This is a genomic window from Burkholderia cepacia (assembly GCF_001039005.1).
Taxonomy (GTDB): Bacteria; Pseudomonadota; Gammaproteobacteria; order Burkholderiales; family Burkholderiaceae; genus Burkholderia; species Burkholderia theae.
Map to the genome: position 1 here is coordinate 122,228 of NZ_LDWR01000006.1, position 22,737 is coordinate 144,964.

At 61.2% G+C, this 22,737-nt stretch carries 21 protein-coding genes and 1 pseudogene; 16 read left to right on the forward strand and 6 right to left on the reverse strand.

Features of this window, described 5'->3' with window-relative positions; genetic code table 11:
* Positions 1 to 17 precede the first annotated feature (17 nt).
* The 15 genes and pseudogenes from VL15_RS03070 to arsH all read left to right on the forward strand — a co-directional run bounded on the left by VL15_RS03070 (position 18) and on the right by arsH (position 16,872).
* Positions 18 to 1,190 (forward strand): porin, encoded by a 1,173-nt coding sequence (locus tag VL15_RS03070; protein WP_230684321.1) that lies wholly within the window; start codon positions 18 to 20, stop codon positions 1,188 to 1,190.
* Positions 1,112 to 3,436 (forward strand): beta-glucosidase family protein, encoded by a 2,325-nt coding sequence (locus VL15_RS03075; RefSeq protein ID WP_155420105.1) that lies wholly within the window; start codon positions 1,112 to 1,114, stop codon positions 3,434 to 3,436. The genes VL15_RS03070 and VL15_RS03075 overlap by 79 nt, the downstream gene beginning before the upstream one ends.
* 416 nt (positions 3,437 to 3,852) lie before the next feature.
* Positions 3,853 to 4,872, forward strand: coding sequence for a LacI family DNA-binding transcriptional regulator (locus tag VL15_RS03080; protein WP_048243053.1), 1,020 nt, complete (start codon positions 3,853 to 3,855; stop codon positions 4,870 to 4,872).
* 315 nt (positions 4,873 to 5,187) lie between these two features.
* Complete coding sequence (locus VL15_RS43550; RefSeq protein WP_268991154.1) at positions 5,188 to 5,310, forward strand: hypothetical protein; 123 nt, start codon at positions 5,188 to 5,190, stop codon at positions 5,308 to 5,310.
* A 672-nt stretch (positions 5,311 to 5,982) separates the two neighbouring features.
* A complete protein-coding gene (locus VL15_RS41690) occupies positions 5,983 to 6,462 on the forward strand; it encodes a hypothetical protein (protein ID WP_155420106.1) in 480 nt (159 codons plus the stop codon).
* Between the two features lie 729 nt (positions 6,463 to 7,191).
* Positions 7,192 to 8,538, forward strand: a complete 1,347-nt coding sequence (locus VL15_RS03090) for an FAD-dependent oxidoreductase (protein ID WP_230684322.1) — start codon at positions 7,192 to 7,194, stop codon at positions 8,536 to 8,538.
* Positions 8,525 to 9,319 carry an enoyl-CoA hydratase/isomerase family protein gene (locus VL15_RS03095; protein WP_230684324.1) on the forward strand — a complete coding sequence of 265 codons (795 nt, stop codon included), beginning with the start codon at positions 8,525 to 8,527 and terminating at the stop codon, positions 9,317 to 9,319. The genes VL15_RS03090 and VL15_RS03095 overlap by 14 nt, the downstream gene beginning before the upstream one ends.
* Positions 9,319 to 10,920: a CoA-transferase gene (locus VL15_RS03100; protein WP_048243056.1), complete on the forward strand. Its 1,602-nt coding sequence runs from the start codon at positions 9,319 to 9,321 to the stop codon at positions 10,918 to 10,920. The genes VL15_RS03095 and VL15_RS03100 overlap by 1 nt, the downstream gene beginning before the upstream one ends.
* 163 nt (positions 10,921 to 11,083) lie before the next feature.
* The gene (locus VL15_RS03105) at positions 11,084 to 12,364 is read left to right on the forward strand and encodes an MFS transporter (protein WP_048243057.1); all 1,281 of its coding nucleotides are present in this window, start codon (positions 11,084 to 11,086) and stop codon (positions 12,362 to 12,364) included.
* A 526-nt stretch (positions 12,365 to 12,890) separates the two neighbouring features.
* On the forward strand, positions 12,891 to 13,586 hold the full coding sequence (locus VL15_RS03110) for a GntR family transcriptional regulator (protein ID WP_048243107.1): 696 nt from the start codon (positions 12,891 to 12,893) through the stop codon (positions 13,584 to 13,586).
* A 107-nt stretch (positions 13,587 to 13,693) separates the two neighbouring features.
* A pseudogene (locus VL15_RS39505) lies at positions 13,694 to 14,060 on the forward strand (helix-turn-helix domain-containing protein); the annotation flags it as partial.
* 36 nt (positions 14,061 to 14,096) lie between these two features.
* Complete coding sequence (locus VL15_RS03115) at positions 14,097 to 14,432, forward strand: ArsR/SmtB family transcription factor (RefSeq protein ID WP_048243058.1); 336 nt, start codon at positions 14,097 to 14,099, stop codon at positions 14,430 to 14,432.
* 22 nt (positions 14,433 to 14,454) lie between these two features.
* The gene (locus VL15_RS03120) at positions 14,455 to 14,949 is read left to right on the forward strand and encodes an arsenate reductase ArsC (protein WP_048243059.1); all 495 of its coding nucleotides are present in this window, start codon (positions 14,455 to 14,457) and stop codon (positions 14,947 to 14,949) included.
* Between the two features lie 64 nt (positions 14,950 to 15,013).
* The gene (gene arsB, locus VL15_RS03125; protein ID WP_048243060.1) at positions 15,014 to 16,084 is read left to right on the forward strand and encodes an ACR3 family arsenite efflux transporter; all 1,071 of its coding nucleotides are present in this window, start codon (positions 15,014 to 15,016) and stop codon (positions 16,082 to 16,084) included.
* Positions 16,085 to 16,149: 65 nt separating this feature from the next.
* Entirely contained in the window at positions 16,150 to 16,872 is a 723-nt protein-coding gene (gene arsH, locus VL15_RS03130; protein WP_048243061.1) for an arsenical resistance protein ArsH, read from the forward strand.
* Between the two features lie 36 nt (positions 16,873 to 16,908).
* On the opposite strand, the gene VL15_RS03135 is transcribed toward arsH, so the two are convergent.
* The 3 genes from VL15_RS03135 to VL15_RS03145 form a co-directional block, all read right to left on the reverse strand.
* Complete coding sequence (locus VL15_RS03135) at positions 16,909 to 17,151, reverse strand: XRE family transcriptional regulator (RefSeq protein ID WP_048243062.1); 243 nt, start codon at positions 17,149 to 17,151, stop codon at positions 16,909 to 16,911.
* 146 nt (positions 17,152 to 17,297) lie between these two features.
* Complete coding sequence (locus tag VL15_RS03140) at positions 17,298 to 18,107, reverse strand: TlpA disulfide reductase family protein (protein ID WP_048243108.1); 810 nt, start codon at positions 18,105 to 18,107, stop codon at positions 17,298 to 17,300.
* A gap of 261 nt (positions 18,108 to 18,368) precedes the next feature.
* Positions 18,369 to 19,298, reverse strand: a complete 930-nt coding sequence (locus tag VL15_RS03145; RefSeq protein WP_230684326.1) for a hypothetical protein — start codon at positions 19,296 to 19,298, stop codon at positions 18,369 to 18,371.
* Between the two features lie 243 nt (positions 19,299 to 19,541).
* On the opposite strand from VL15_RS03145, the gene VL15_RS03150 reads away from it, so the two are divergent.
* The gene (locus VL15_RS03150) at positions 19,542 to 20,267 is read left to right on the forward strand and encodes a class I SAM-dependent methyltransferase (protein ID WP_048243064.1); all 726 of its coding nucleotides are present in this window, start codon (positions 19,542 to 19,544) and stop codon (positions 20,265 to 20,267) included.
* Positions 20,268 to 20,318: 51 nt separating this feature from the next.
* On the opposite strand, the gene VL15_RS03155 is transcribed toward VL15_RS03150, so the two are convergent.
* The 3 genes from VL15_RS03155 to VL15_RS03165 form a co-directional block, all read right to left on the reverse strand.
* The gene (locus tag VL15_RS03155) at positions 20,319 to 21,662 is read right to left on the reverse strand and encodes a type II toxin-antitoxin system HipA family toxin (RefSeq protein ID WP_048243065.1); all 1,344 of its coding nucleotides are present in this window, start codon (positions 21,660 to 21,662) and stop codon (positions 20,319 to 20,321) included.
* A gap of 1 nt (position 21,663) precedes the next feature.
* Positions 21,664 to 21,927, reverse strand: a complete 264-nt coding sequence (locus VL15_RS39515) for a helix-turn-helix domain-containing protein (RefSeq protein ID WP_080970696.1) — start codon at positions 21,925 to 21,927, stop codon at positions 21,664 to 21,666.
* 265 nt (positions 21,928 to 22,192) lie between these two features.
* Positions 22,193 to 22,669, reverse strand: coding sequence for a GNAT family N-acetyltransferase (locus VL15_RS03165; RefSeq protein ID WP_048243067.1), 477 nt, complete (start codon positions 22,667 to 22,669; stop codon positions 22,193 to 22,195).
* Positions 22,670 to 22,737 lie beyond the last annotated feature (68 nt).

The window sequence follows — 22,737 nt, forward strand, 5'->3', positions numbered from 1 at the left end:
CAATGAGAGGAGATAAAATGAAAGCTAAATCATTCGGTATGCGAAATAATCGTGATGGTCGCATGAAAACATCGGATGCCGCCGGCAAGCTTTCGCCCTTGCAATGGGCTGGGCGCGCAGCTGGGGCGTCGCTCTTCGTGCTGGCCAGTGCCGGAGTCAACGTCGCGCAGGCTCAGAGCAGCGTAACGATTTATGGGATCATCGATAGCGGTTTTACCTACACGAGCAATCAGGGCGGAAAAAGTCTCGTGCAGGCCACTGCGGGAAATCAGCAGGGGTCGCGTTTGGGATTCAAGGGAACTGAAGACCTCGGTGGCGGCCTGAGCGCCATTTTCCGCCTGGAGAATGGCTACGACACGTACAGCGGCGCCTTGAAGCAGGGTGGCAGACTGTTTGGGCGCGGTGCATGGGTCGGTCTCAACAGTGATAGATGGGGCAGCGTTACGGCGGGGCGTCAATTCAATCCGGTTCAAGACTATTTGTCCAACGACGGCGTTGGTGCATACACCCAGTACGGAAACATCCTCTACGACAACGACGACCTGAACAACACGTTCCGATCCGACAATTCGATCAAATACACTTCACCGCGCATCAAGGGGTTGCAAGCCGAAGCCCTGTACGCCTTTTCGAACAGCCCCGGCGCGGCGGACAACCGCAGCTGGAGCGTCGGTGCGCAATATCTGAATGGCCCGTTGCGCATTGACGCGGCCTATGCACTGCTCAGCAAGCCCGCGCTGAACACGACAGGGGCGATCCCGTCCGACAATTACTTCCCGACTTCGGTTGTTTCAAACGTGCAGCGCCAGCAGATCTGGGGCGTCGGCGGTGGCTACACGGTCGGCGCTTTGAGCGTCGCATTGTTGCACACGCAATCGAATTTCTCGCTCGTTGGCAACAGTCTGGACTTCTCGAACTACGAGGCGAGCGCGCAATACTGGGCGACGCCGGTCTGGCAGCTTGGCGTGGGTTACGACTTCACGACCGTGCACCAGTCGGTCGGCGGCAATGCGAAATATCATCAGATTGGCGGTAATGTGAGCTACTCCCTCTCCAAGCGCACGGATCTGTATTTGAACGTTATCTACATGCACGGTAGTGGTGGGGCGGCATGGATCAATGGCTTGTCGAATCCTTCTTCGACGGGCGTTCAGACCACCGCGATCGCGGGCATCCTGCACAAGTTCTAATGCACCCGTCGTCGATATTCAAGGAGACATCTAGCGTGAAAAATGAACGAACCGTACCAAAAGGAAATCCATTCAAGCCCAGGGCGATTGCCGTTCTCGCTTTCGCTTTTTGTGCATCCGTGGCTCATGCTTCGTCGTCTGCGAGCGTCGATACCGGAGCAACTCCCGATCAGCGGGCCGACGCGTTGATCGCGAAGATGTCGCGGGACGACATGATTCAACTGGTGCACGGGCTCTATGGGCGCTTCGCAAAAAGCCCGCTACTGCCGTCCGGCATCATCGCAGGGATCCCGCGCCTCGGGATTCCGGATCAGGTCGAGTCCGACGCAGGCCTCGGCATCCGGTCGTTGCTCGACAAGACGACCGGGCTACCGGTCCGTGGTGTCGACACGGGCGCGGCGACGCCGATGCCTTCGGGGCTGACGACTGCGGCTACGTGGAATCCGCAACGTGCGTTCGATGGCGGGGCGATGATTGGTGAGGAAGCGCACCGGGTGGGTTCGAACGTATTGCTTGGCGGCGGGACGAATCTCGCGCGCGATCCGCGCAATGGCCGCAATTTCGAATATGCAGGCGAAGACCCGCTGCTGGCCGGTACGATGTCCGGTTCGGCGATTGCCGGCACCCAGAGTCGGCACGTGATCGCGACGGTCAAACACTTCGCGCTGAACGACCAGGAAGCCAATCGGTTCAAGGTAAGCTCGAACATCGACTGGGCGGCCGCGCGCGAATCGGATCTGCTCGCGTTCCAGCTTGCTGTTGAAAAGGGCGATCCGGGTTCCGTGATGTGCTCGTATAACAAGATCAATACCGTCTGGGCGTGTTCAAACGACATGTTGCTGAACGGGATCCTGAAAGGCGACTGGCACTTCAAGGGTTACGTGATGTCGGACTGGGGAGCAGTGCACGACGTCAAGGATGCGGTGAGCGGGCTCGATCAGGAATCGGGTGAATCGTTCGACAAGGACAACGGTGGTCCGTTTTTTGGTGAAACGCTGAAGCAGGCGCTGAGCGCTGGTACCGTGCCGGAAAGCCGACTGAAGGACATGGTCCATCGAATCTTGCGCACGATGTTCGCAAAGGGGGTGATGGAAAATCCGCCGGTTCTACGCCCGCTCGACGTGGCAGCCGATGCGGCGATCGCGCAGGCTGATGCGGAGGAGGGTATCGTTCTGCTGAAGAATGCCTCGAAGCAGCTGCCGCTAGCCGGCAGTCAGTCGATCGCGGTAATCGGTTCACATGCAGATGCCGGCGTGCTTTCGGGGGGCGGGTCCTCGCAGGTATGGCCGGTCGGAGGCCCGGCCGCGGCACTGGGCGGCTTCAGCTTTCCGAATCCGGTGATCTATGATCCTTCGTCACCGCTCAAGGCGATCCACGCAAAAGTGCAGGGCGAGGGCCGCGTGACCTACGACGACGGCGCTGATCCCGCAAAGGCGGCGGAACTCGCGAAGCATGCCGATGTCGCGATCGTGTTTGCACACCAGTGGAGTGCCGAATCTATCGATAACGCAAGTGATCTTCTTCTGCCCGATGCCCAGAATGAATTGATCGAGCAGGTGGCGGCCGCAAATCACCACACGATTGTTGTGCTGGAGACCGGCAACCCGGTTCTTATGCCATGGCTGTCGAAGGTAAGTGCCGTGCTTGAGGCGTGGTATCCGGGCGCGAGAGGCGGCGAAGCGATTGCGAACGTGTTGTATGGCGACGTCAACCCGTCCGGCCGCTTGCCGATAACCTTCCCTGCTAGCGTTGCGCAATTGCCTCGACCGAAAATCGCACCGGATGCTGCGGTCGATTACGACATCGAAGGCGCTTCGATTGGCTATAAGTGGTATGAAAAGACTCGTCAGGTACCGCTCTTCCCGTTTGGTTTTGGTTTGTCTTATACGACATTCGCGTATTCGAACGCGAGCGTGCGAGAAAACACCACCGGACTGACCGTAACATTCGATCTGGCAAACACGGGTAGCCGTAACGGAAAGGAAGTGGCCCAGGTTTATATCGGACTGCCTTCCGCCGCGAACGAACCCAGGCGACTCGGCGGATTCAAGAAGGTCGATCTGAAGGCCGGGGAAACGACGAAGATTTCGATCGATGTCGATCCGCGTTTGCTGGCGAAGTTCGACAATCAGAGCCATCTGTGGCGTATCCCGGAGGGCACGTATTCGATTTACGTAGGTACGTCCGCCGGCGACTCGAAGTTGATCCGCTCCATCAAGTTGAACGCTCGTAGCCTTGCTTCTTGAACATAGGTATCTGAGACGCAAGCTTCCTCGCACTTGAGATTCGGGAAACATCCGGATCATCTGGCCGCCCTGGCGAGGGGCGGCCAGCTTTTTTTTGAACGTGTATCAGAAGCTCTACAGCGAGTTCGGCTGTCGCCGCGGCAACTGTGGCGATAGCGCGCCGATCGATTTGGGGTTGACTCAAGAGTGAACTGATCTATCATCGTTACCTCGCCACACCACATGCGAGGCCAAGCGCGCCATCGGCGAGTCAATCGAAATGTTCGATAACCAGCGGCAAACTGGCGTACCTGTCGCGGCTGCCTCCAGGCAGCGCCTCGATCTTGGCCTGACGCGCTTGCATCCACTGATTCCGACCGACTTCAGCGAATCAAGATCAGTTACGCACGGACGGAATACGAGATATTTCTGAAAATATGACCGACCGGAAAACACGAGGCACCGGCCGTCCAACGCTGGAGGAGGTGGCGCGCCGAGCCGGTGTAAGCACGATCACTGCGTCCCGCGCACTTCGCGACGTCAAAACCGTCGGGTTGGACCTGGTGCAGCGGGTCCGTGATGCAGCGAAGGAACTCGGCTATGCGACCAATACAGCAGCCCGGGCACTCGCTTCCGCGCGTAGCGAGGCCGTCGTGGTGCTTGTTCCATCCTTGTCCAATCTTGTGTTCGTCGACGTACTGGAGTCGATCCATACGATACTCAGGCCCGAAGGCTTCGAGATCCTGATCGGCAACACGCACTATGCGTGCGATGCCGAGGAAGATCTGATCAGGCGCTACCTCGCCTCTGCCCCGAGCGGAATGATCTTGACCGGTTCGGAGCGCACGGAAGTCGCTAGTCGCCTGATCGACACGAGCGGCGTGCCATATGTTCACATGATGGAAATCTCGCACGGTCCCGGCGTACATTGTGTCGGCTTTGTACAGACGGGGGCTGGCCAGATTGCGGCAGAGCATCTGATTGCACGTGGCCGTCGTCGAAACGCGTTCGTGGCTGCTCAGCTCGATCCGCGGATCATGCAGCGAGGCGAAGGTTTTCGTCGCGCGCTGCAAAAAGCTGGCATGTATGACGCGAAGCTGGAATTCCTGTCGCCCACTCCCTCGTCGATCGGCCTTGGCTGCGAGATGTTTGCGCAGATCATGGAGCGACACCCTGACGTCGACGGCATCTTTTTCGGCAACGACGATTTGGCGCATGGCGCGCTTCTCGAAGCATTGCGTCGCGGCGTGCCGGTGCCACAGAAAGTCGCGATGGTCGGTTTCAACGATCTGCCAGGATCCGCGTATACGGTCCCGCGCCTTACCACGATTCGCACACCTCGCGCTGAAATAGGCCGTCGTGCTGCACTCATGCTACTTGCGATGATTCGGGGAGAACGGGTGGTTGAGCCGATAGTCGATACTGGTTTTGAACTTATTGTCCGAGAAAGCTCCTGAGCTGCGTCATGGGGATGCTTCTTGTCACGACTGTCACGACTGTCAGGGCTTCGGGCATGCCTTTGAGGCTGAACACCTTCATCCAGCGCGTTGCGCCTTCCGTGCTTTCGATTCACAAGCCTGGAATATCGCGCGTACGATCGGGAAGAGCGCCCACCGGCAAGCAGCATGCGCATACGTCGAGAGTGCCGTACCAGCGTGTATTGACAACATTTGTCACGCGGACGTTTTACGTCAACGACCGTTGGCGACGAATCGTTGATTGATCAGACACACGTTCGTGTCCAATCGATCAACCCGCGGGAGACCTTTGCCATGAAACTGCTGAAAATGACCGTCATTGCTGCTGTGGCCTTCGCATTTGCCGGCGCTGCGAGTGCGGCAAATATGCATCATCACCATCGTCATCACCACCACCACGCGACGGACCGTCACTAAGCACGGACATCGCGCTCGAGGGGCGCGGCTGGTGTTTCGGTCTACGGATTGTTGTGTACATGCGAGCAGCCAGTGCGTCATCGCACGCTGGGGCACGCGTCGCTCGGCACGATGTCGATTCAGGTGCCGCCGGATGAAGCGCGGATGCGTCGTGAGGCAGCGAAATATCACGCGCGGCTGAGTCGCGGCACCTGAGACCGGGGGCGAGGACCTCATGTCAGCCCGAAGTGCGATGCCATCACATATGTTCACAATGCCCCGCTCGCCCGGCTATAACATTGCTTTGCAGTCCGGGCTATCGTTTGCCACGCAAGCGATAGGGACTCCCTCGGGTCTCCTCGGATTGTGTGGTCTTGAAGCCTGTTGCCGCGCCCGACGCCTCCTCGGGCGCGGTTTTTTTTTTGTTCTTCGCGGATTTTCGTGTGCGAAATGCGGGCCCGTACCCGTCCATATCCCCGCCCCCTGCCCGCTTCGGCGCAATATAGAACGTGACGTGAACCGGGACCGTACCCGCCGGATTCGAATCAGCGGGACGAGTGATCAATCACGCTTTTCGGTTACTCCCGCCCTGATGCGGCGGGAGGTGGGCTGGCCGGCATCGGCAGCCGCAGCCGCAGAAAGGTATCGGCTTCGCAGTACTGCCGACCGAGCTTCGCCGTTGCGTAGACCGACGTGGTGTCGATCGAATCGCGCCCCACGAAATTGCGCACGCTTTCGAGGCTCCAGCCGCTCGCCAGTGCGGACATTCACCCCGCGAACGGCCTGCAGCGTGCTGCGAACCTCACACTGCGCGATCGCGAAAAAGTCGCGTCACGGCCAGGTACAGCCGATCGGGATGAATCGGCCCGCGTCGCGAGCTCACTCGACCAGTTGCGCGTGGGCGTCGGTATCCATGGCACGCGCCTTGCCCCGTACGCGCTGGACACGTTGCGAGCTACGTTAGTGGCCGGCCAAGCGATGCGGATTCAGAAAGACAAGCGGCCTATCGATTGGAAAAAACAAGCCATCGGCGGTCATCGTGCCGTCGATTGCTCCCCGTCCGTGATTGAACTGGTCGAGCCGGCGACTGTAGCGACCAGAATGGCGTTCCGCGCGGAAGTGCTTCCATCGAATTGTCTGTACAAACTGTCCATCGGCACGGCCGCAGGATAACTTGAGCAACGCCAAGAGCACGCGGCGCTTCCGTGACACGCGCCGGCGTTGAATGCACCGATCGCGGGCGCGCGAGCAATGCAGATGGGACTGGCTCGGCATCGATGATGGGGTCGATATCTCCTCACTGCTGATCGCCAACGCCTTGCGCTGCATCAACATCGCTTTGGCCTGCGAGCATCGGAGAGATAACGGCGAGAGTCGGCCAACGTCGCTCGTACCTGACCAGTCGCGATAGCGCTCGCGAGCGACACGCTTTTTGACTCGTCCTCGATCGCCTCGGCCGACACATAACCCGACGCGGCGCTCGCGCGATCCATGACGGCCACGGTTGCAACGGGTGGTGCGGGAGTGTGACTGCTCTTCGACACGTCATGACTCGCGACGGAAGGTGCGTCGTGCGCTACCGGGTCGCTGCGGCAAGGCGGTCCTCGCAGCCACCTGACCCGATGCGTATTGATGCGCTGGGTCACCGCGTTTGACGTTGCGAGCTATGACGAACGCGGAACGCTCCTGGACACGGAAAGATCGTCGCCTTTTGTGCGAGTAGCCCGAGCTAGGGAAAACGTTAGCTACGCAGCTCATTTCGCCAGCAAATCCCTGTCCCATCTGCGAACCAAGACATCTATTCCACCTCAGGCCCCCGTCGTTTTTACTTTCGCTATTGACAGGCCAATTTCGCCTCTGTACAAATGTCGTCAGCTGACATATCAGATGACGACAGGAGGGATGTGGAAGATGAAAAAAACTGGAGTCGATGTCCGGTCCGTTGCCGATCTTCAATGCGACGTCCTTGTAACAGGCGGAGGCGCCGCTGGAGTCGCGACCGCCATCACCGCGAGTCGGCAAGGGCTCAAGGTGATCCTCCTGGAGCGCTATGGCTTTTGCGGTGGTGGGGCGGTTGCAGGGCTGTCGGGTACGGTGTGCGGCTTGTACCTTGCGACTGACCGCGCCGGGGCGAAACCGGAAGCGATCGTCACCGGCTTCGCGCAGGAGTTTTGCGACGCACTGGAGCAGCGCGGCGGTCTTGCCGCACCAGTACGCTATGGGAAAACCTGGACGCGCGTTCACGATCCGCTCGTGTGGCGTGACACGGCTGACAGCCTGCTGGAAGAAGCGGGCGTCAAGGTGATTTATCACGCGGTTGCGACCGGCGTGCTGTTGGACGGCAACGAGCGCGTTGAGGGCGTGACAGCATGGACCAAGCAGGGGCCGTTGACAATTCGCTCGCGTGTCACCGTCGACGCCAGCGGCGACGCCGACCTCGTCGCGATGGCCGGCCTCGACAGTTTCATGGGTGACGGCACGCGTGTGCAGAACCCGACGATGATCTTCAGGCTGCAGGGTGTCGACGTCGAACGGTTTACCGACGCTTACGGCGATGACACGATCATGGGCGAGGCCATTTCCGCGCTGCTGCGCGAACGGCAACTCGCCGGTGATAACCTGCCGCGCTCGAAAATATGGCTCTTCCCGACCACGCGTCCCGGCGAACTGCTATGCAACTGCACGCGAATTACGGGCTCCGACGGCCGAGAGCTCAACCCGCTTCTCTACGATGATTTCACGGAAGGCGAACTGAACGGCAGAAAGCAGGTTCATTCATATGCGCGATTCCTTAAGGACTACGTAGTTGGATGCGAAAGCGCTTATGTCAACGATACGGGTGTTCAGGTGGGCGTGCGCCAGACTCGCCAGGTCGAAGGCGTGACAAAGCTGATGAACGCCGATGTGGTCGGTGCGAGGAAGTTTTCCGACGGTATTGCACGTTCGCCTTGGCCGATTGAATTGCACTCGGGCTCGAAGCCGAAGGTGGAGTGGGTGCTTGACGACTATTACGAAGTGCCCTACGGCTGCTTCGTGCCGTCGCGCGGCGAGGGGCTGCTGGTAGCGGGACGGTGTCTTTCCGCGGAGCACGAGGCGGTAGCGTCTGCCCGTGTCACGGCGCAGTGCTTTTCATACGGCCATGCAATTGGTCATGCCGCTGCCTTGGTCGTGCGTCAGGGCGTTGAGCCGCGCGAGGTCGACTCGCAGGCGATACGTACCGCGCTTCGGCGAGACGGTGCTCATCTGTAACGGTGAGATTGGTATTGAGAAGGTCTACTTGGAGGGTGTGCAAGTGATTAGCGTGAACATGGGTGATATCTGTCACTTGACGTTGAACCGGCCCGAACGGCGCAATGCGCTCGACGGCGAATCGATAGCGGATCTGGAGCGGGCATTGGAGCAAGCCGACCGCGACCCGGAGGTGCGTGCGATCGTGATCTCCGGGGCTCCACCGGCATTCTGTTCGGGTAGCGACCTGAAGGAGCTCGCGACGATGTCGATTCAGGAGATGTGCGATTCCGAGTCGGACACGGCGCGCGTCGCTCGCTCCATCGCGAGTCTGTCGAAGCCGGTCATTGCCGCGGTGGAAGGCTTCGCGCTGGGTGGCGGCTTCGTCCTGGCGATCTCATGCGACATCGTTGTGAGCGCATCGAATGTGCGCTGGCATCTTCCCGAGGTGCCAAATGGCTGGCTGCCGCCGTGGGGGCTGCAGGCACTGCTCACGCGGGTGGGTCCGGTGCGTGCTCGCTTGCTGACGTGGGCCGCGGACGTGATGGATGGCGTCGAAGCGCACCGTCTTGGCATTGCGGACTATTTGAGCGAACCGGGTGCTGCCGACCAGCAAGCGCTCGCACTCGCTAAACGGCTTGCCGCGCTGCCGCCCGCCGCGGTCACTTCCACGAAGCGCTTCTTCGAGCCTTTCGTTTCGCTTGACGGCGAACGGCTCGACAATCTGGCTTCCCGGCATTTCGCGAGCAACTGCGAAGGGGGAGCAGCCAAGGCAATTTTTTCGAAGTTCAAGGTGAAGTAATGACGAAAATCATGTCCGCGGCACAGGCTGTCGCTTCGATTCAGGATGGGCAAACGGTCGCATCCGTAGGCGTTATCGGCTGGACCGTGCCCGATGCCACACTCGCGGCGATCGGCAAGCGTTTCAGCGAAACGGGTGCGCCGCGCAATCTGACGTTCTACTTCCCATGCGGGACGGGTGACGCGGTCGGCATTCGCGGGATGGATCATGTTGCGCAGGAGGGGTTGATGAAGCGCATCGTCTCCGGCTCCTACATCAACCCAGTCAATCCGCACACCGGAGAACGTCCCGCGCTGATGCGGCTCATCCAGGAGAACCGGATTGAAGCATATTCGTGGCCGATTGGTGCGTCGATGCACTGGTTGCGCGAGGTCGCGCGCAGGAGCCCGGGTTATATGACGCGCGTCGGCGTCGGCACGTATGCAGACCCGCAGCACGGTGGTGGCAAGTTCACGAGCCGCTGCGACGATGATCTCATTCAGAAAATCCGTCTGAACGGCGAAGATTTGCTGTTTTATCCAAGCTGGCCGATCGATGTCGCCATCATCCGCGCCAGCAGTGCTGACGAGTTCGGCAACCTTTCATTCGAAGACGAGCCGCTGGTTTCCGCAAGCCTCGCGCTCGCGCTGGCGGCGAAGGCCAGCGACGGGCGTGTGATCGCGCAGGTTCGCCGTATCGTACCCGGCGGTGAGCGCGCGGCGACGTCGGTGCGCCTGCCGGGCATGTTCGTCGACTCGCTCGTGGTCGATCCGCACATGATGATGAGCACCGATACACCATACGACGAGGCTTATCTGCGACCGTCCGCCGTGGATGCGCGTTTACCCGCGATTCCGTTTGGCCCCGACAAGGTGATCGCGCGTCGTGCGGCGCTTGAAGTAAGAAAGCATGAGTTGTCGATTTTTGGTTTCGGTGCGGCGGCTGACGTGCCGCTCGTCATGGCGGAGCAGGGTCTCATTGATCTGGAGAATCACCCGAACGACTACTGGTTCACGACGGAACACGGCTCCTATGGCGGTATCGTGATGAACGGCTGGCAGTTTTCGGCGAATCTGCGGCCGCAGGCCCTGCTCGACGGCGTCACACAGTTCGACGTGATCGACGGGGGGTTGTGCCGATTCGCAGCGCTTGCTTTTGCCGAGTACGATTCAAACGGTACGGTCAACGTCAGCAAGTTCGGCAAGGTCAACCCTGGAGCGGGTGGTTTCATTGACATAGCGATGAATGCGCAGCGGCTCGTATTTACGGGGTCGTTCACGACTGGCGGGCTTGATATCGCCTACGACGCGGGCCGCATGCGGATCGTGAAAGAGGGCAAGGTCAGCAAGTTCGTCGATACGGTGCAGAGCCGGACCTATCCGGTCGCGGATGGCGTGGCGGCCGGGCAGAGCGCACTGATCGTGACCGAACGCGCCGTGTTCGAGCAGACCCCAAGCGGTCTCGTACTGACTGAGGTTGCGCCAGGCGTGGACGTGCGCCGGGACGTGCTCGATCTGATGGCATTTCGGCCCGCTCATATTCTCGACCCGTTGCCGCTTATGCCTGAATCGCTGTTCACCGACAGCGTCGGCCACCAGGCCGATGCTGTAGTTGATAGCTAATACGAACAGCAATGACGCGGCCACTCTGGTTACCTATGGCAATTGCCATCGACCAGACGCCGTGTCGGTTCAGATTCTACGGTTACATAGCACTGCGTATTGATGTGGTGCCGATTACAGCCAAACCATCCCGATCATCAATCAAGATCTGGAGGAGACGATCATGAAGTACCGCTGGTTCATCGTTTTCATGTTGTTTCTCGCGTGCGCAATCAGCTATCTCGACCGAGCCGCACTGTCGGTTGCCGCGCCGCTCATCGCCAAGGATCTCCAGCTCGATGCCGCACATCTCGGCATCGTCTTCAGCGCGTTCTTTGTCGGCTACGCGTTATTCTGTTTTGTTGGCGGCTATGCGGCGGACCGCTTCGGCGCGAAGCGGGTGCTGATCGTCGCGATCGGCCTCTGGTCGATTTTCTGCGGGCTGACCGCGGCGGCATCGACGCTAATGGCCCTGCTTGTGATTCGTGTGATATTCGGCGCGGGGGAAGGGCCGCTGGCGACGTGCACGAACAAAATCATCAGCAACTGGTTCGAGCGTAAGGAGCAGACCACCGCCGTCGGTTTCGCGAATTCGGGCCTGCAATTGGGCGCAGCGCTCGCCGGGCCCATTGTCGGGCTGATGGCGCTGCATTGGGGCTGGCGCATTCCGTTTATCGTGATCGGTATTGTTGGCATTCTGTGGGTGCTGATGTGGTCGATCTTTTCGACGGATCGGCCCGAGCATAACCGTTGGGTGCGCGGTGCAATCTCACCGTTGGCACGGGCTGCAGCCGATCATCCGGAATCCGGATCGATTCCGAATATGTCGCTGGTCCACTATCTGAAGAGCCCGACGATCTGGGCCACTTCTCTCGCCTACTTCGGTTACGCGTACATCCTGTACTTTTTCCTGTCCTGGTTCCCGAGCTATCTGATGATGGAGCGGCATTTGAGTCTGTCGTCGATGAGTATTGTCAACGTCATTCCGTGGTTGCTCGGCTTCGCGGGGATCGCACTCGGCGGGTTCACGTCCGATCAGATTTTCCGCTGGACTGGCAATGCGTTGAAATCTCGCAAGATCGTGATTGTCGGCGGCCTGCTGGTTGCGGCAGTCTGCGTTGCACTCGCCGGCACGGCAACCACCGTTGTCTCGGCCGTTGCACTGATGGGCACGACGGTGTTCTTCATGAACCTTACCCTCAGCGTGTACTGGGCGATCATTCTGGATACGGTCGAACCCGCACGGATGGGCGGCGTCGGTGGTTTCATGCATCTGCTCGCAAACACGGCGGGGATTCTCGCACCGATCCTCACGGGCCTTCTCGTGCAATGGACGCATGTATTCAAGAGCGCGTTTCTGTTGAGCGGGGGCGTGGCACTGGCAGGAGCAGTCGCAGTGGCGGTATTTGTGAGTGCACCGCGTGTGGATGTTGAAATGCCGACAAATGGCGCAGAAGTTCGGTAATAGTAGCTTTGGTGATGCCGGTCGACTTGTCGATAATAACGTTTAGTGCGGGCTGGAGTATGTATCAATAAAACCGAGGAGCGTCGACCGCGCTTCTCTGCGGCGTCAGTCGGAATGTGTGCGATTCATCGCCATCGCCTCACTTTCGGCGGCGACGCTTTTGTTGCGTGCTGGAGTTCGCGCCCCGGTAGGAGATGCGGGCTCCAACACGCGCCGGTGATGCTCGGCGAGTGTTTTGTCGACGCGCCATTCGCGGCGCCGAGTTCGCTCTCTCGTTTCCGCGTAAGCAGCCTGCAGCGTCAGGGGCGACGTTTTAGACATCGCATATAATGCTCCGCTGCAGTTTTCCACCCAAGAGGCCCTGCAAGAGCCTTGCGAGATCGATGTTCAGTGCGGCCGCGACTGCATGCAGTTCCTCGTTTCCATAGCGAGACAAGCAGGCTCCCGAACGCGTTCGCAGGCGAAAGTACGCCAATGCGACCCTCATCGGGGCATAATCCTCGAGGTCATTGTTCCGCTCTCCTCCATGAAGAAAACAGGCCCCGCCAAAAACGCCTCCCGACACAAACCATCGAGCCCGCCCGATCAACTGCTGGCCGACGTGGCGTTTGCGCAGATCGAGGAAATGATCATTACGCGCAAGCTACCGCCCGGTTCAATGATCTCTGAAAGCCAGCTTGCCGTCGAGATGGAAATGGGACGCACGCCGGTACGCGAAGCGCTTCAGCGGCTACGACAGATCGGTTTCGTGGAAACGTTGCCACGCCGCGGCACGCTCGTTGCAGGCGTCGATATTCGCCAGCAACTGGAACTGCTCGAGGTCAGGCGCCCGCTTGAGGAATTGGTGGCACAAGTAGCCGGGGTACGCGCGACCCCCGAAGAGCGAACGCATCTGCTCAAACTCGCGAAGGAGATGATGACGGCAGCCGAACGCGGAGACACGAAATCCTGGATCAGGATCGGTGGAGAGATACATCATGCCGAAGTTTACGCCACGCACAACAGCATGCTGATCACAAGCATGCTGCCGATTCATGCGCAGTCACGGCGCTTCTGGTATCACCATATCGTGCAGAATCGTGCATACGTCGAAGGAGCACAGTTGCATTCCAACGTGCTAAAGGCTATTGCCGCGGGTGACGGCAAACGGGCAACTGCCGCGGTTCAAGGATTGATGCAGTTCATCGAGCGATTTACCCGCTCCGCACTCGACACATTCTGATCGACCGCAGAAGACTTGCGGGCTGCCTTCCACGGGGCTGAGGGCGCGTGCTTATACGTCGCCTTTTGTGTGTGATCCATAGGCATCGTTTCAACTGAAATGTGTCGATGGATCGGGAGATCGTCACACGAATACGGTGGGTACGCGTGCCACGAGACCGGCAACGCTGACCCCGTGTGTGCGAGGTGCGACATATCCCGACCAACACTTCGCAAATCGCTGCGTTGCTGTCAGGAGACCGGTGAAGCAGGCCTCCAGTCCCAAAGTCGACGTCCACTCCACAGTCCAAACCGGAAGGTCTTCGAGGCTGACCGGGCAACGATCCTTCGATTGCGTATCGCGCACAAAGGCGTGCGGCGAATCCCGAATGAACTGCGACGGCACGAGCAATGAGAACTGCCCCTCGCGACCATTCACAAGATCTTGAGCGAGGCGTGTGTAATGAACCGTCCTGACGTTCCCGCGCCAAGGAGGCTTCTCATTCTTCCATATTTCGACTATTATCGAAATATGGAAACGAATGAAACCATCGCCGCGCTTGCGGCACTCGCGCACGAATCCCGGCTTGCCGTCTTCCGCGCGCTGGTGCAGGCGGGGCCGCAGGGCCTGCCGGCCGGGCAGATCGCCACGCTGCTGGAGGTGCCCCCTTCATCGCTCTCCTTTCATCTGAAGGAACTGGCCCATGCTCAGCTCGTCACGAGCCGGCAGGAAGGCCGCTTCGTCATCTATTGCGCGAACTTCGCGACGATGAACGGGCTGCTGGGCTATCTCACGGAGAACTGCTGCGGCGGTAATCCTTGTTCGCCGGCAGCCGCGTGTTCGCCGTCCGGTACATGTCAATCCTGAAGCGCATGCGCGTCACTCGCCCATGACCACGAACGTCCTGATCCTCTGCACCCACAACTCCGCGCGCAGCGTGCTGGCGGAGGGCATGCTCAATCATTGGGCCGCGAAGCTCGGCAAGGATGTGCGCGCGTATAGCGCCGGCAGTGCGCCGAGCGGCCGGTTGAATCCGTTTGCGCTGGAAGCGCTGACGAACGCCGGTGTCGACGTCGGCAGATACCGCAGCAAGAGCTGGAACGAGTTCGTCGGCGACGGCGCGCCCGAAATGCGCGTCGTCATCACCGTGTGCGACAGCGCGGCCGCCGAGACGTGTCCGTACTGGCCCGGCAGCCCCGTCAAAGTGCATTGGGGCTACGCCGATCCGTCGAATGCGTTGGGTGGCGACGACGGCAAGCGCGTCGCGTTCGAACTCACGCGCGAGGCCATCGGCTATCGGATGCTGCAGTTGCTGGCGCTGCCGCTCGATCGGATGAGCAACGCCGAACTCCAGACGGCTTTGACCGACATTTCACGAAACTGAGCGTTCGCACGGCGGCGAGCCTGAATGAGGGTGCCGCCTGCGTCTGCAAGACCGGCCCCGTCCCATGAACACGTCCAACGTCGTCCCGCCGCGCAAGGCTGTTGCCAGGCCGTCCATCAACTTCTTCGAACGCTATCTGACGGTCTGGGTCGCGCTGTGCATCGTCGCCGGCATCGCGCTCGGTCAGATGCTGCCCAGTTTGTTTCAGCAGATCGGCCGGATGGAATACGCGCAGGTCAATTTGCCGGTCGGCCTTCTCATCTGGGTGATGATCATCCCGATGCTCGTCAAGGTCGACTTCGGCGCGCTGCACGAAGTGCGTCAGCACGTGAAAGGCATCGGCGTCACGCTCGTCGTGAACTGGCTCGTCAAGCCGTTCTCGATGGCGCTCCTCGGCTGGCTGTTCATCCGCCATCTGTTCGCGCCGATGCTGCCGGCGGAACAACTCGACAGCTACATCGCCGGCCTGATTCTGTTGGCGGCCGCGCCGTGCACGGCGATGGTGTTCGTATGGAGCAGGCTGACGGGCGGCGATCCGCTGTTCACGCTGTCGCAGGTCGCGCTGAACGACAGCATCATGGTGATTGCGTTCGCGCCGCTGGTCGGCCTGCTGCTGGGGATGTCCGCGATTTCCGTGCCGTGGGCGACGCTGCTCACGTCGGTGGTGCTCTACATCGTCATCCCGGTGATCCTCGCGCAGCTCTGGCGCAAGCGGCTGCTCGCGAACGGGCAGGCGGCGTTCGATGCCGCGATGGCGAAGATCGGCCCGTGGTCGATCGCGGCATTGCTGGCCACGCTCGTGCTGCTGTTCGCGTTCCAGGGAGAGGCGATCCTGAAGCAGCCGCTGGTGATCGCGCTGCTCGCGGTGCCGATCCTGATTCAGGTGTTTTTCAACTCGGCGCTCGCGTACTGGCTCAATCGCGCCGTGGGCGAGAAACACAACATCGCGTGCCCGTCGGCGCTGATCGGTGCATCCAATTTCTTCGAGCTGGCCGTTGCGGCCGCAATCAGCCTGTTCGGTTTTCATTCGGGCGCGGCGCTGGCTACGGTCGTGGGCGTGCTGATCGAAGTGCCGGTCATGCTGCTGGTGGTGCGCATCGTCAACCGGTCGAAGGGCTGGTATGAGCGAGCTTGAGCAAACAGAGGAATCCATCTGCATGAACGACGTCACGATTCACCGCGATCACGCGGAGGGCAAGCATGTCTGACCGTCTGGACGACCTGCCGCAACTCGATATCGATTCTTTCCGCGTGCCGGATGCCGGCCAGTTGCGGCCGGCGTTGCCATCGACGCATCCGCCCCGGCTCCTGCTGCTGTACGGCTCGCTGCGCGAGCGTTCGTTCAGCCGGCTGCTGATCGAGGAAGCTGCGCGCCTGCTCACGGCGATGGGCGCCGACGTGCGTGTGTTCAATCCGAGCGGCCTGCCGCTGCCGGACGATGCGCCCGAGAGTCATCCGAAGGTCGTCGAGCTTCGCGATCTGGTGACGTGGTCGGAAGGCATGGTGTGGTGCTCACCGGAACGGCATGGCGCGATGACCGGGATCATGAAAGCGCAGATCGACTGGATTCCGCTGACGATGGGTGCCGTTCGGCCGACGCAGGGCAAGACACTCGCGGTCATGCAGGTCAGCGGCGGCTCGCAATCGTTCAATGCGGTGAACCAGATGCGCGTGCTCGGACGCTGGATGCGCATGCTGACCATCCCGAACCAGTCGTCGGTGGCCAAGGCGTTCGCGGAATTCGACGAGGCCGGGCGGATGAAGCCGTCGGCTTATTTCGATCGCGTGGTGGATGTGCTGGAAGAACTGGTCAAGTTCACGTTGCTGACGCGGGACGTCGGACCTTATCTGGTCGATCGGTATAGCGAGCGGAAGGAGAGCGCGGAGGAATTGTCGAAGCGGGTGAATCAGCGGAGTATCTGATACACCGCCGATGCGGAGGGCATGACGATCCACACCTTACTTCGCAACCGTGATACGTGCCGCATGCGAGCGCCGCGCAGACCGCACCACGATTTCCGCATGCTGATCCAGCGACACCAATGCTTCCATCAGCCGTTCCAGCGAAATGTTCTGAAGCTTGCAGCGGCGCACCTGGGACATTTTCGGCTGGGTCATGCCTGTGATTGCCGCTGCGTAGTCGAAACTCGGATCCAGCAGCACGCTATTGATGCTTTGCGGATGGCCATTGCGATTCGTCATGGATCGCTCGTTCGCCTATACGGCCCAGGTTTGCGCGCTGTCGAACGACGATATGAGCGATTCGGCTTTCGATCGCCGCGCAAACCGCGCGCCATTGACGTCTGACGGCGTGCCCGCACCGCATTCCCCCGCGACCTGCGCGACCCTCAGCGGCCGAAGCGTGTATTCACCGCGTCCTTGAGCCGCGCGGCGGTGATCTCGCCCATATGCGATTCGACCAGCTTGCCTTTGTCATCGAAGAACAGCGTTGTCGGCAACCCGCGCGAACCGTAGGCCTGCATCGCGCCGAGCGTGCGATCGAGCAGCACGTGGTCGAAGCGCAGCCCTTTGCGTTCGAGAAACGCGCGCACCGTCTGCGCATCCTCGCCTTGATTGATCATCAGGAAATGGACGCTCGGGTAATCCTGTTGCGCCTGCGCCAGGATCGGCATTTCGCGCTGGCACGGCGGGCACCAGGTTGCCCACAGGTTCACGACGACGGGCTTGCCCGCAAAGTTGTTCGGTATAACAGGCGTCGCATCGAGCGTCTCCACCCGCAGCGCGGACAACGGCGGAGCGATGCGGTCGAACGTCGCCAGCACACCTTGCGCCGCCCCCCATGCCAGCATGCCGGCGGCGATGCCTGCCAGCGCCGGGCGAGCCAGCCCCGGCAGACGGCGCGACCGCCAGCCGATATAGGCGAGCGCGACCGGCAGCCCGATCCACCAGGTAAAGCCGCCGTCGCCGAGCGCGACGATGGCTTTCGGCGAGGCGAAGTAGTCGGGCCACCAGCGTGCGATATAGCCGAGGCGTGCGGCGATCAGCCCGATCAGCAGCGCGTCGAGCAGCAGGCTTGCGGATGTCTTGTGCTGGCCGGCGGGCCGGTTGCGCTGCGCGAAGCGTGCGACGAGCCATGCGATCAGGGACGCGATGGCGACGGCCACGACCCTGACGGAAAAGGGGCCGATGCTCAGCATGAGAAAGCGTTCATTGTCATTAATCGGATGAGGAATGCGTTGATGATTGACGGTCGGGCGCGCGAAGCGTTCCCGACGCGATTGCGTCATCGCGTTTCGATGCGCACGCGCCGCAATGCGGGCAGACCGCTGCGCCGGCGCCGCCGGACGATGTCTGTTGCGACCATCCGCGTTCGAGCGCGGACGCGACGAGTTCAGCGCTCATGATACCGGTCGGGAACGCGGTGATGCCGTAACCGAGCAGGATCGCGCACGAGGTGATCAGCCGGCCGCCGCACCGCCCAGCCGGTAGGCCGTGAAGAATTCGTACCACGGCGAACCTTCCGCAATCGGCACCCCGAGCGCCGATGTTCGTCGCTTCAGCGCACCGAACACGTCGTTGATGCGAGCCGTCTGCCCGGCATCGTTGAACGGATAAGGCCGGGACCTTCCCGCCGCGAACGCGCCATACGCGATGGCGAGCAGGCGTGCGCTGTCGTCGGTCGCGGTGATCGATCCGTTGATCGCTTCGGCGAAGCGCGGCCGGTCTTCGGCGCGCGACCCGGACAGGCACAGGAACACGATTGCCGACAGTTCATGCAGGTCGTTCACCTGTAGCAGGCCTGGCAGCCGCGCGACGATTCGTTCCACCGGCTCTTCGCGCAGCGCATCGCCGAAGTCGAGCACGGCGGTCATCGGATTCCGGTCCGCTTTCAGGCGATCGAGCGCAGGCGGTGTGGCCGACGTGCCGTCCGGCAACGATGGCGGCGCGGATCGCAATGCGTCGGCCACCTGCTGCTTCCACTCCGGAAAAATCATCCTGACCGAGCCGAACTGCTCGCCGCCTTCCGCCGCCGGATTCCATCGATAGACGATCGTGCCGCCGCGAATGAACGGCGAATACAGATGCTCGGGTGTTTGCGGCAGCGGCCGCCGATTGATCGGCAGCCACGCGAGCGTCAGCCAGTCGTAGCGTCCCGTCGCGGGCACCGACGGGCTCGAACTCGCGACCACCTGCCATGTGCCGCGGTTCGCATACCGCCGGCGCGCATCGGGCACCGGGACGGTCTGTCCTTTCGCGGTGTCGAAATACGACGTACCCGTCACGGCCGCGCCGCTGTCCTTGGCGGGCGTGATATCGGCGATGACCCACGATTGGCCGTCGGCCGAGCGATAGTCGGACGGCTTCAGCGTCGCGACGTCGTGCACCATGCGTGTTTCCGCCGCGACGGGGCTCGGGGGCAGATCGGGCGAAACGATGGGGACGGGCGGCATGACGGTTCCTCGGGATCGGGCGTGCGCCGTCGAACGAAGACGACTCGCCGCGGCGCTTGTACCAACTCGTATTACTGTATGCCGTCGCTTCGGGAAACGGAACCCGCTCACGCGTTCCGCCGCGTCGGCTTACCATGCGCAACCCGAGCCACGGATGACGAACCCCGATCAGGAGCGCCCATGACCGACACGAAACCGATCACCGCCCACTGGACGCAGGTGGCCGGCCAATGGATCGACTGGGCCGGCAGGCCCGGCCACGATGCGTTCTGGAAATACCGCGTGGGCCTCGCGGCCTACATTGGCCGCGACACCGGCCGCGCGCTGGAGATCGGCTGCGGCGAAGGCCGCGTGAGCCGCGAGTTGAAGGCGCTCGGTTACGACGTGACCGCGAGCGACGCGGTGCCCGCGATGCTCGATGCTGCGCGCCACGCGGATTCCGCGCACCGCTACGAACTGGCCGACGCGGCGTCGCTGCCGTTCGACGCGGCCAGCTTCGATCTCGTGATGGCGTACAACGTGCTGATGGATCTCGACGACATGCAGCGTGCGTTGAACGAGGCGCGCCGCGTGCTGAAGCCGGGCGGGCTGCTGTTCATTTCGGTCGTGCATCCGTTCCGCGATCGCGGCGGTTTCGCGGGGCCGCAACCCGATGCGCCGTTCGTGCTGAAGGGCAGCTATTACGGGCGCGAGCACTTCGATGGGGTGGAGACGCGCGACGGGTTGTCGATGCACTTCGCGGGCTGGTCGCTGCCGCTGCAGGCGTATATGGAAGCGCTGGAAGCGGCCGGGTTCGCGATCGTGTCGCTGCGCGAACCGCCGCCGGACCATGCCGATACGGATCAGTTGAAGCAGTGGGCGCGCGTACCGCTGTTTTTGTGGATCAAGGCGCGCCCGGTGGGTTGAGGCAAGCGCAGGAGGCCGGATGTGTTCCCGTCGGCTGAATCTGCGCGGGCATCAGTTTTCCTTGCCGTGATTTGCCAGCAATTCCGAGCGGCCGATCACCTCTCTCGCGTTATCGGCCCGATCCGCTTCCGAGAAACCGGCGGCCTCGATGACCGGCGTGAGCGCTTTGAGCGCCACTTGAGGCTTGGCGCTGCGGAGCGACCCCATGCCTTCGTTCCATGCATGCAGCATCTGCTTCGCGATCCAGTGCCACCGCGTCTCATTTTTCGCCGCTTCGACGATGTCTTTTCCTGTTGAGACGGCGGAGTCGCACAGTGCTTCGACCATTTCGCGATATTGCTTCGGCGGGATGCCAAGACGCGTGTTGAAGAAGCGTTCCAGCGTCTTGCCGGGTGCCCACGTTTTGCGACCTTCGATGCTCATCCCGGGAGGATTGTTCGCAAAGCGCGGATAGGCCTCCGTGGTGACAATGTCGTAGGCGGGTGTGTAGACGACGTCGTCGATGTTCGAGTAGAGGAGAGCGATGTTCTTGGCGTGGCAGTCCGCGTTGCGCACGACATTGTTGGTGATGAGTTGCCAGCCGAGTTGCTCGGCCTCGCGTCTCCAATGGGCTGCGCTGATATAAGGCTTCGTTGCGTTGAGAACCTGTTCGGTCGACGGGCGGTATTTCTCGTGAGGAGGCAGACCAAGCAGGCTGCAAGCGTCTTCCACGCCAAACGTCGGGTTGCCTTGCTCGTCGACGTCGAACCGGTCAACGACGAGCACGCGGCCATCGTCCGACATCGTGGTCTTGGCTACCCGGGCGACGCCGAGATTTGCCAGCACCTGCATCGAGTAATGTTCGTTGAAACCTAGATAGGGCGTTTGCTCGTCGGATCCCTTGATGATGTGTCGGCTCGTACGGAGTGTCGGTTTGCCGACCGGTGCCTGAGCAGGCGAGCGTTCAGGTGCAAGGAATTTGGGCACGGCACCTGAAATCGCCGCGCGAGCGTAATAGCGCACAAGTTCCGCAAAGCGGGCGGTTGTGATGTCCTCGTGCAGCAGGCTCTTCAAGTCGAGCGGGTCGAGTTCGCCGCCGGGCGCGCCGTCTTCGGGGGCGACGGTTACCCGGCCGATACCGGCGCCGCCGATGATGGCCAGAAGCGAAAGGTCCGTTCCATCGAGATAGGGGCCGAACTCTTCGCGAATCACCTGAAAGAGAAAACCTTCCGGCAAGTTCTGCCGGAAGAAGGGATGTAAGTCGCGCGGCCAGACCCAGGGATCTTCGCGAACGGGCATGGTCAGGCTCGCGAAATCTTCGGCGGTCGTGCCGGCCGTATAACGCAGCGCATAGTCGTCCGCCTGGCGATAGAGATGCGCAATGAGTCTGCCTTGGACGTAGACGTGGAGGCGCATGTCACGAATCTCCCGTCGTGCGTTGTTCAGCCAGTATGTCGTCCAGCGTGCGTCCATGTCCGCGCTTGACCGCTCGCAGGTCGTAACCGGCTGCTTCAAGGAGGCGAACGAGCGCAGATACGCTCATGTCGCCTCGCGCAAGCGTTTCCATGCGGGCGAGCGTCGTACGTGCGACACCGGCGCGCTCGGCCAGTTCTTGCTGTGAAAGACCTGCCGCGCGGCGGGCCTCTTTCAGCACCTCTCCAACATCGGCCAGAGTTGTCATTTGTAGCCCCAGGGCATCAGAAATTGCCAGATCGGTTCTGATTGTAGCCCTTCTGCTACAAAATGCCATATCAGAATTGTGGCCCTGGGGATACAAAAACTGATGAAGAGGAACATTTTGTATCCCGCGGGCTACCAGAGTGCGCCGACACCGGCCATGTTGGGGCAAGACCGGTCGCCATTTCGACACCCATTTACACCCATTAATCCGCCTCGAGAGAATTTCGCGGACTGATCGCGGGCACTCAGTCGACCACCCACCGTGCTCACCGCGTCAGCTCTTTCCTGTAAACCACGCCTCCCGTTTTTCCCGCGACGGTGTCGTACAACCGCATCGCCGTGTGATTCGTCTCGTGCGTCTGCCAGTACACGCGTTCGGCGCGATGCCGGCGCGCGGCGTTGTACACGGCCTCGATCAGCGCGCGGCCGACGCCCTTGCCGCGCTCGCTGTCGAGCGTGAACAGATCCTGCAGATAGCAGGTCGGCCCGGCGTGGGTCGTGCTGCGGTGATACAGGAAATGCACGAGCCCGACCAGCTTGCCGCCGCGCTCCGCGACGAAGGCATGCACGGGTTCGTAGCCGTCGAAGAAGCGCGACCACGTGAGCTTCGTGACTTGCAGCGGCAGCGCGGTATCGTCGAAGCGGCCGTAGAAGCGGTTGTAACCGTCCCAAAGTGGCAGCCAGTTGTCGTAATCGTCTTCCCGGACCGCGCGTACGGTCAGGCCGGCGTCGGTAGCGTTCATGTGCGCGAACCTTTCGATGAGGGTTGGACGTGTTGCCGGCTCAGCCGGCAACGACGCAGGCATCAACG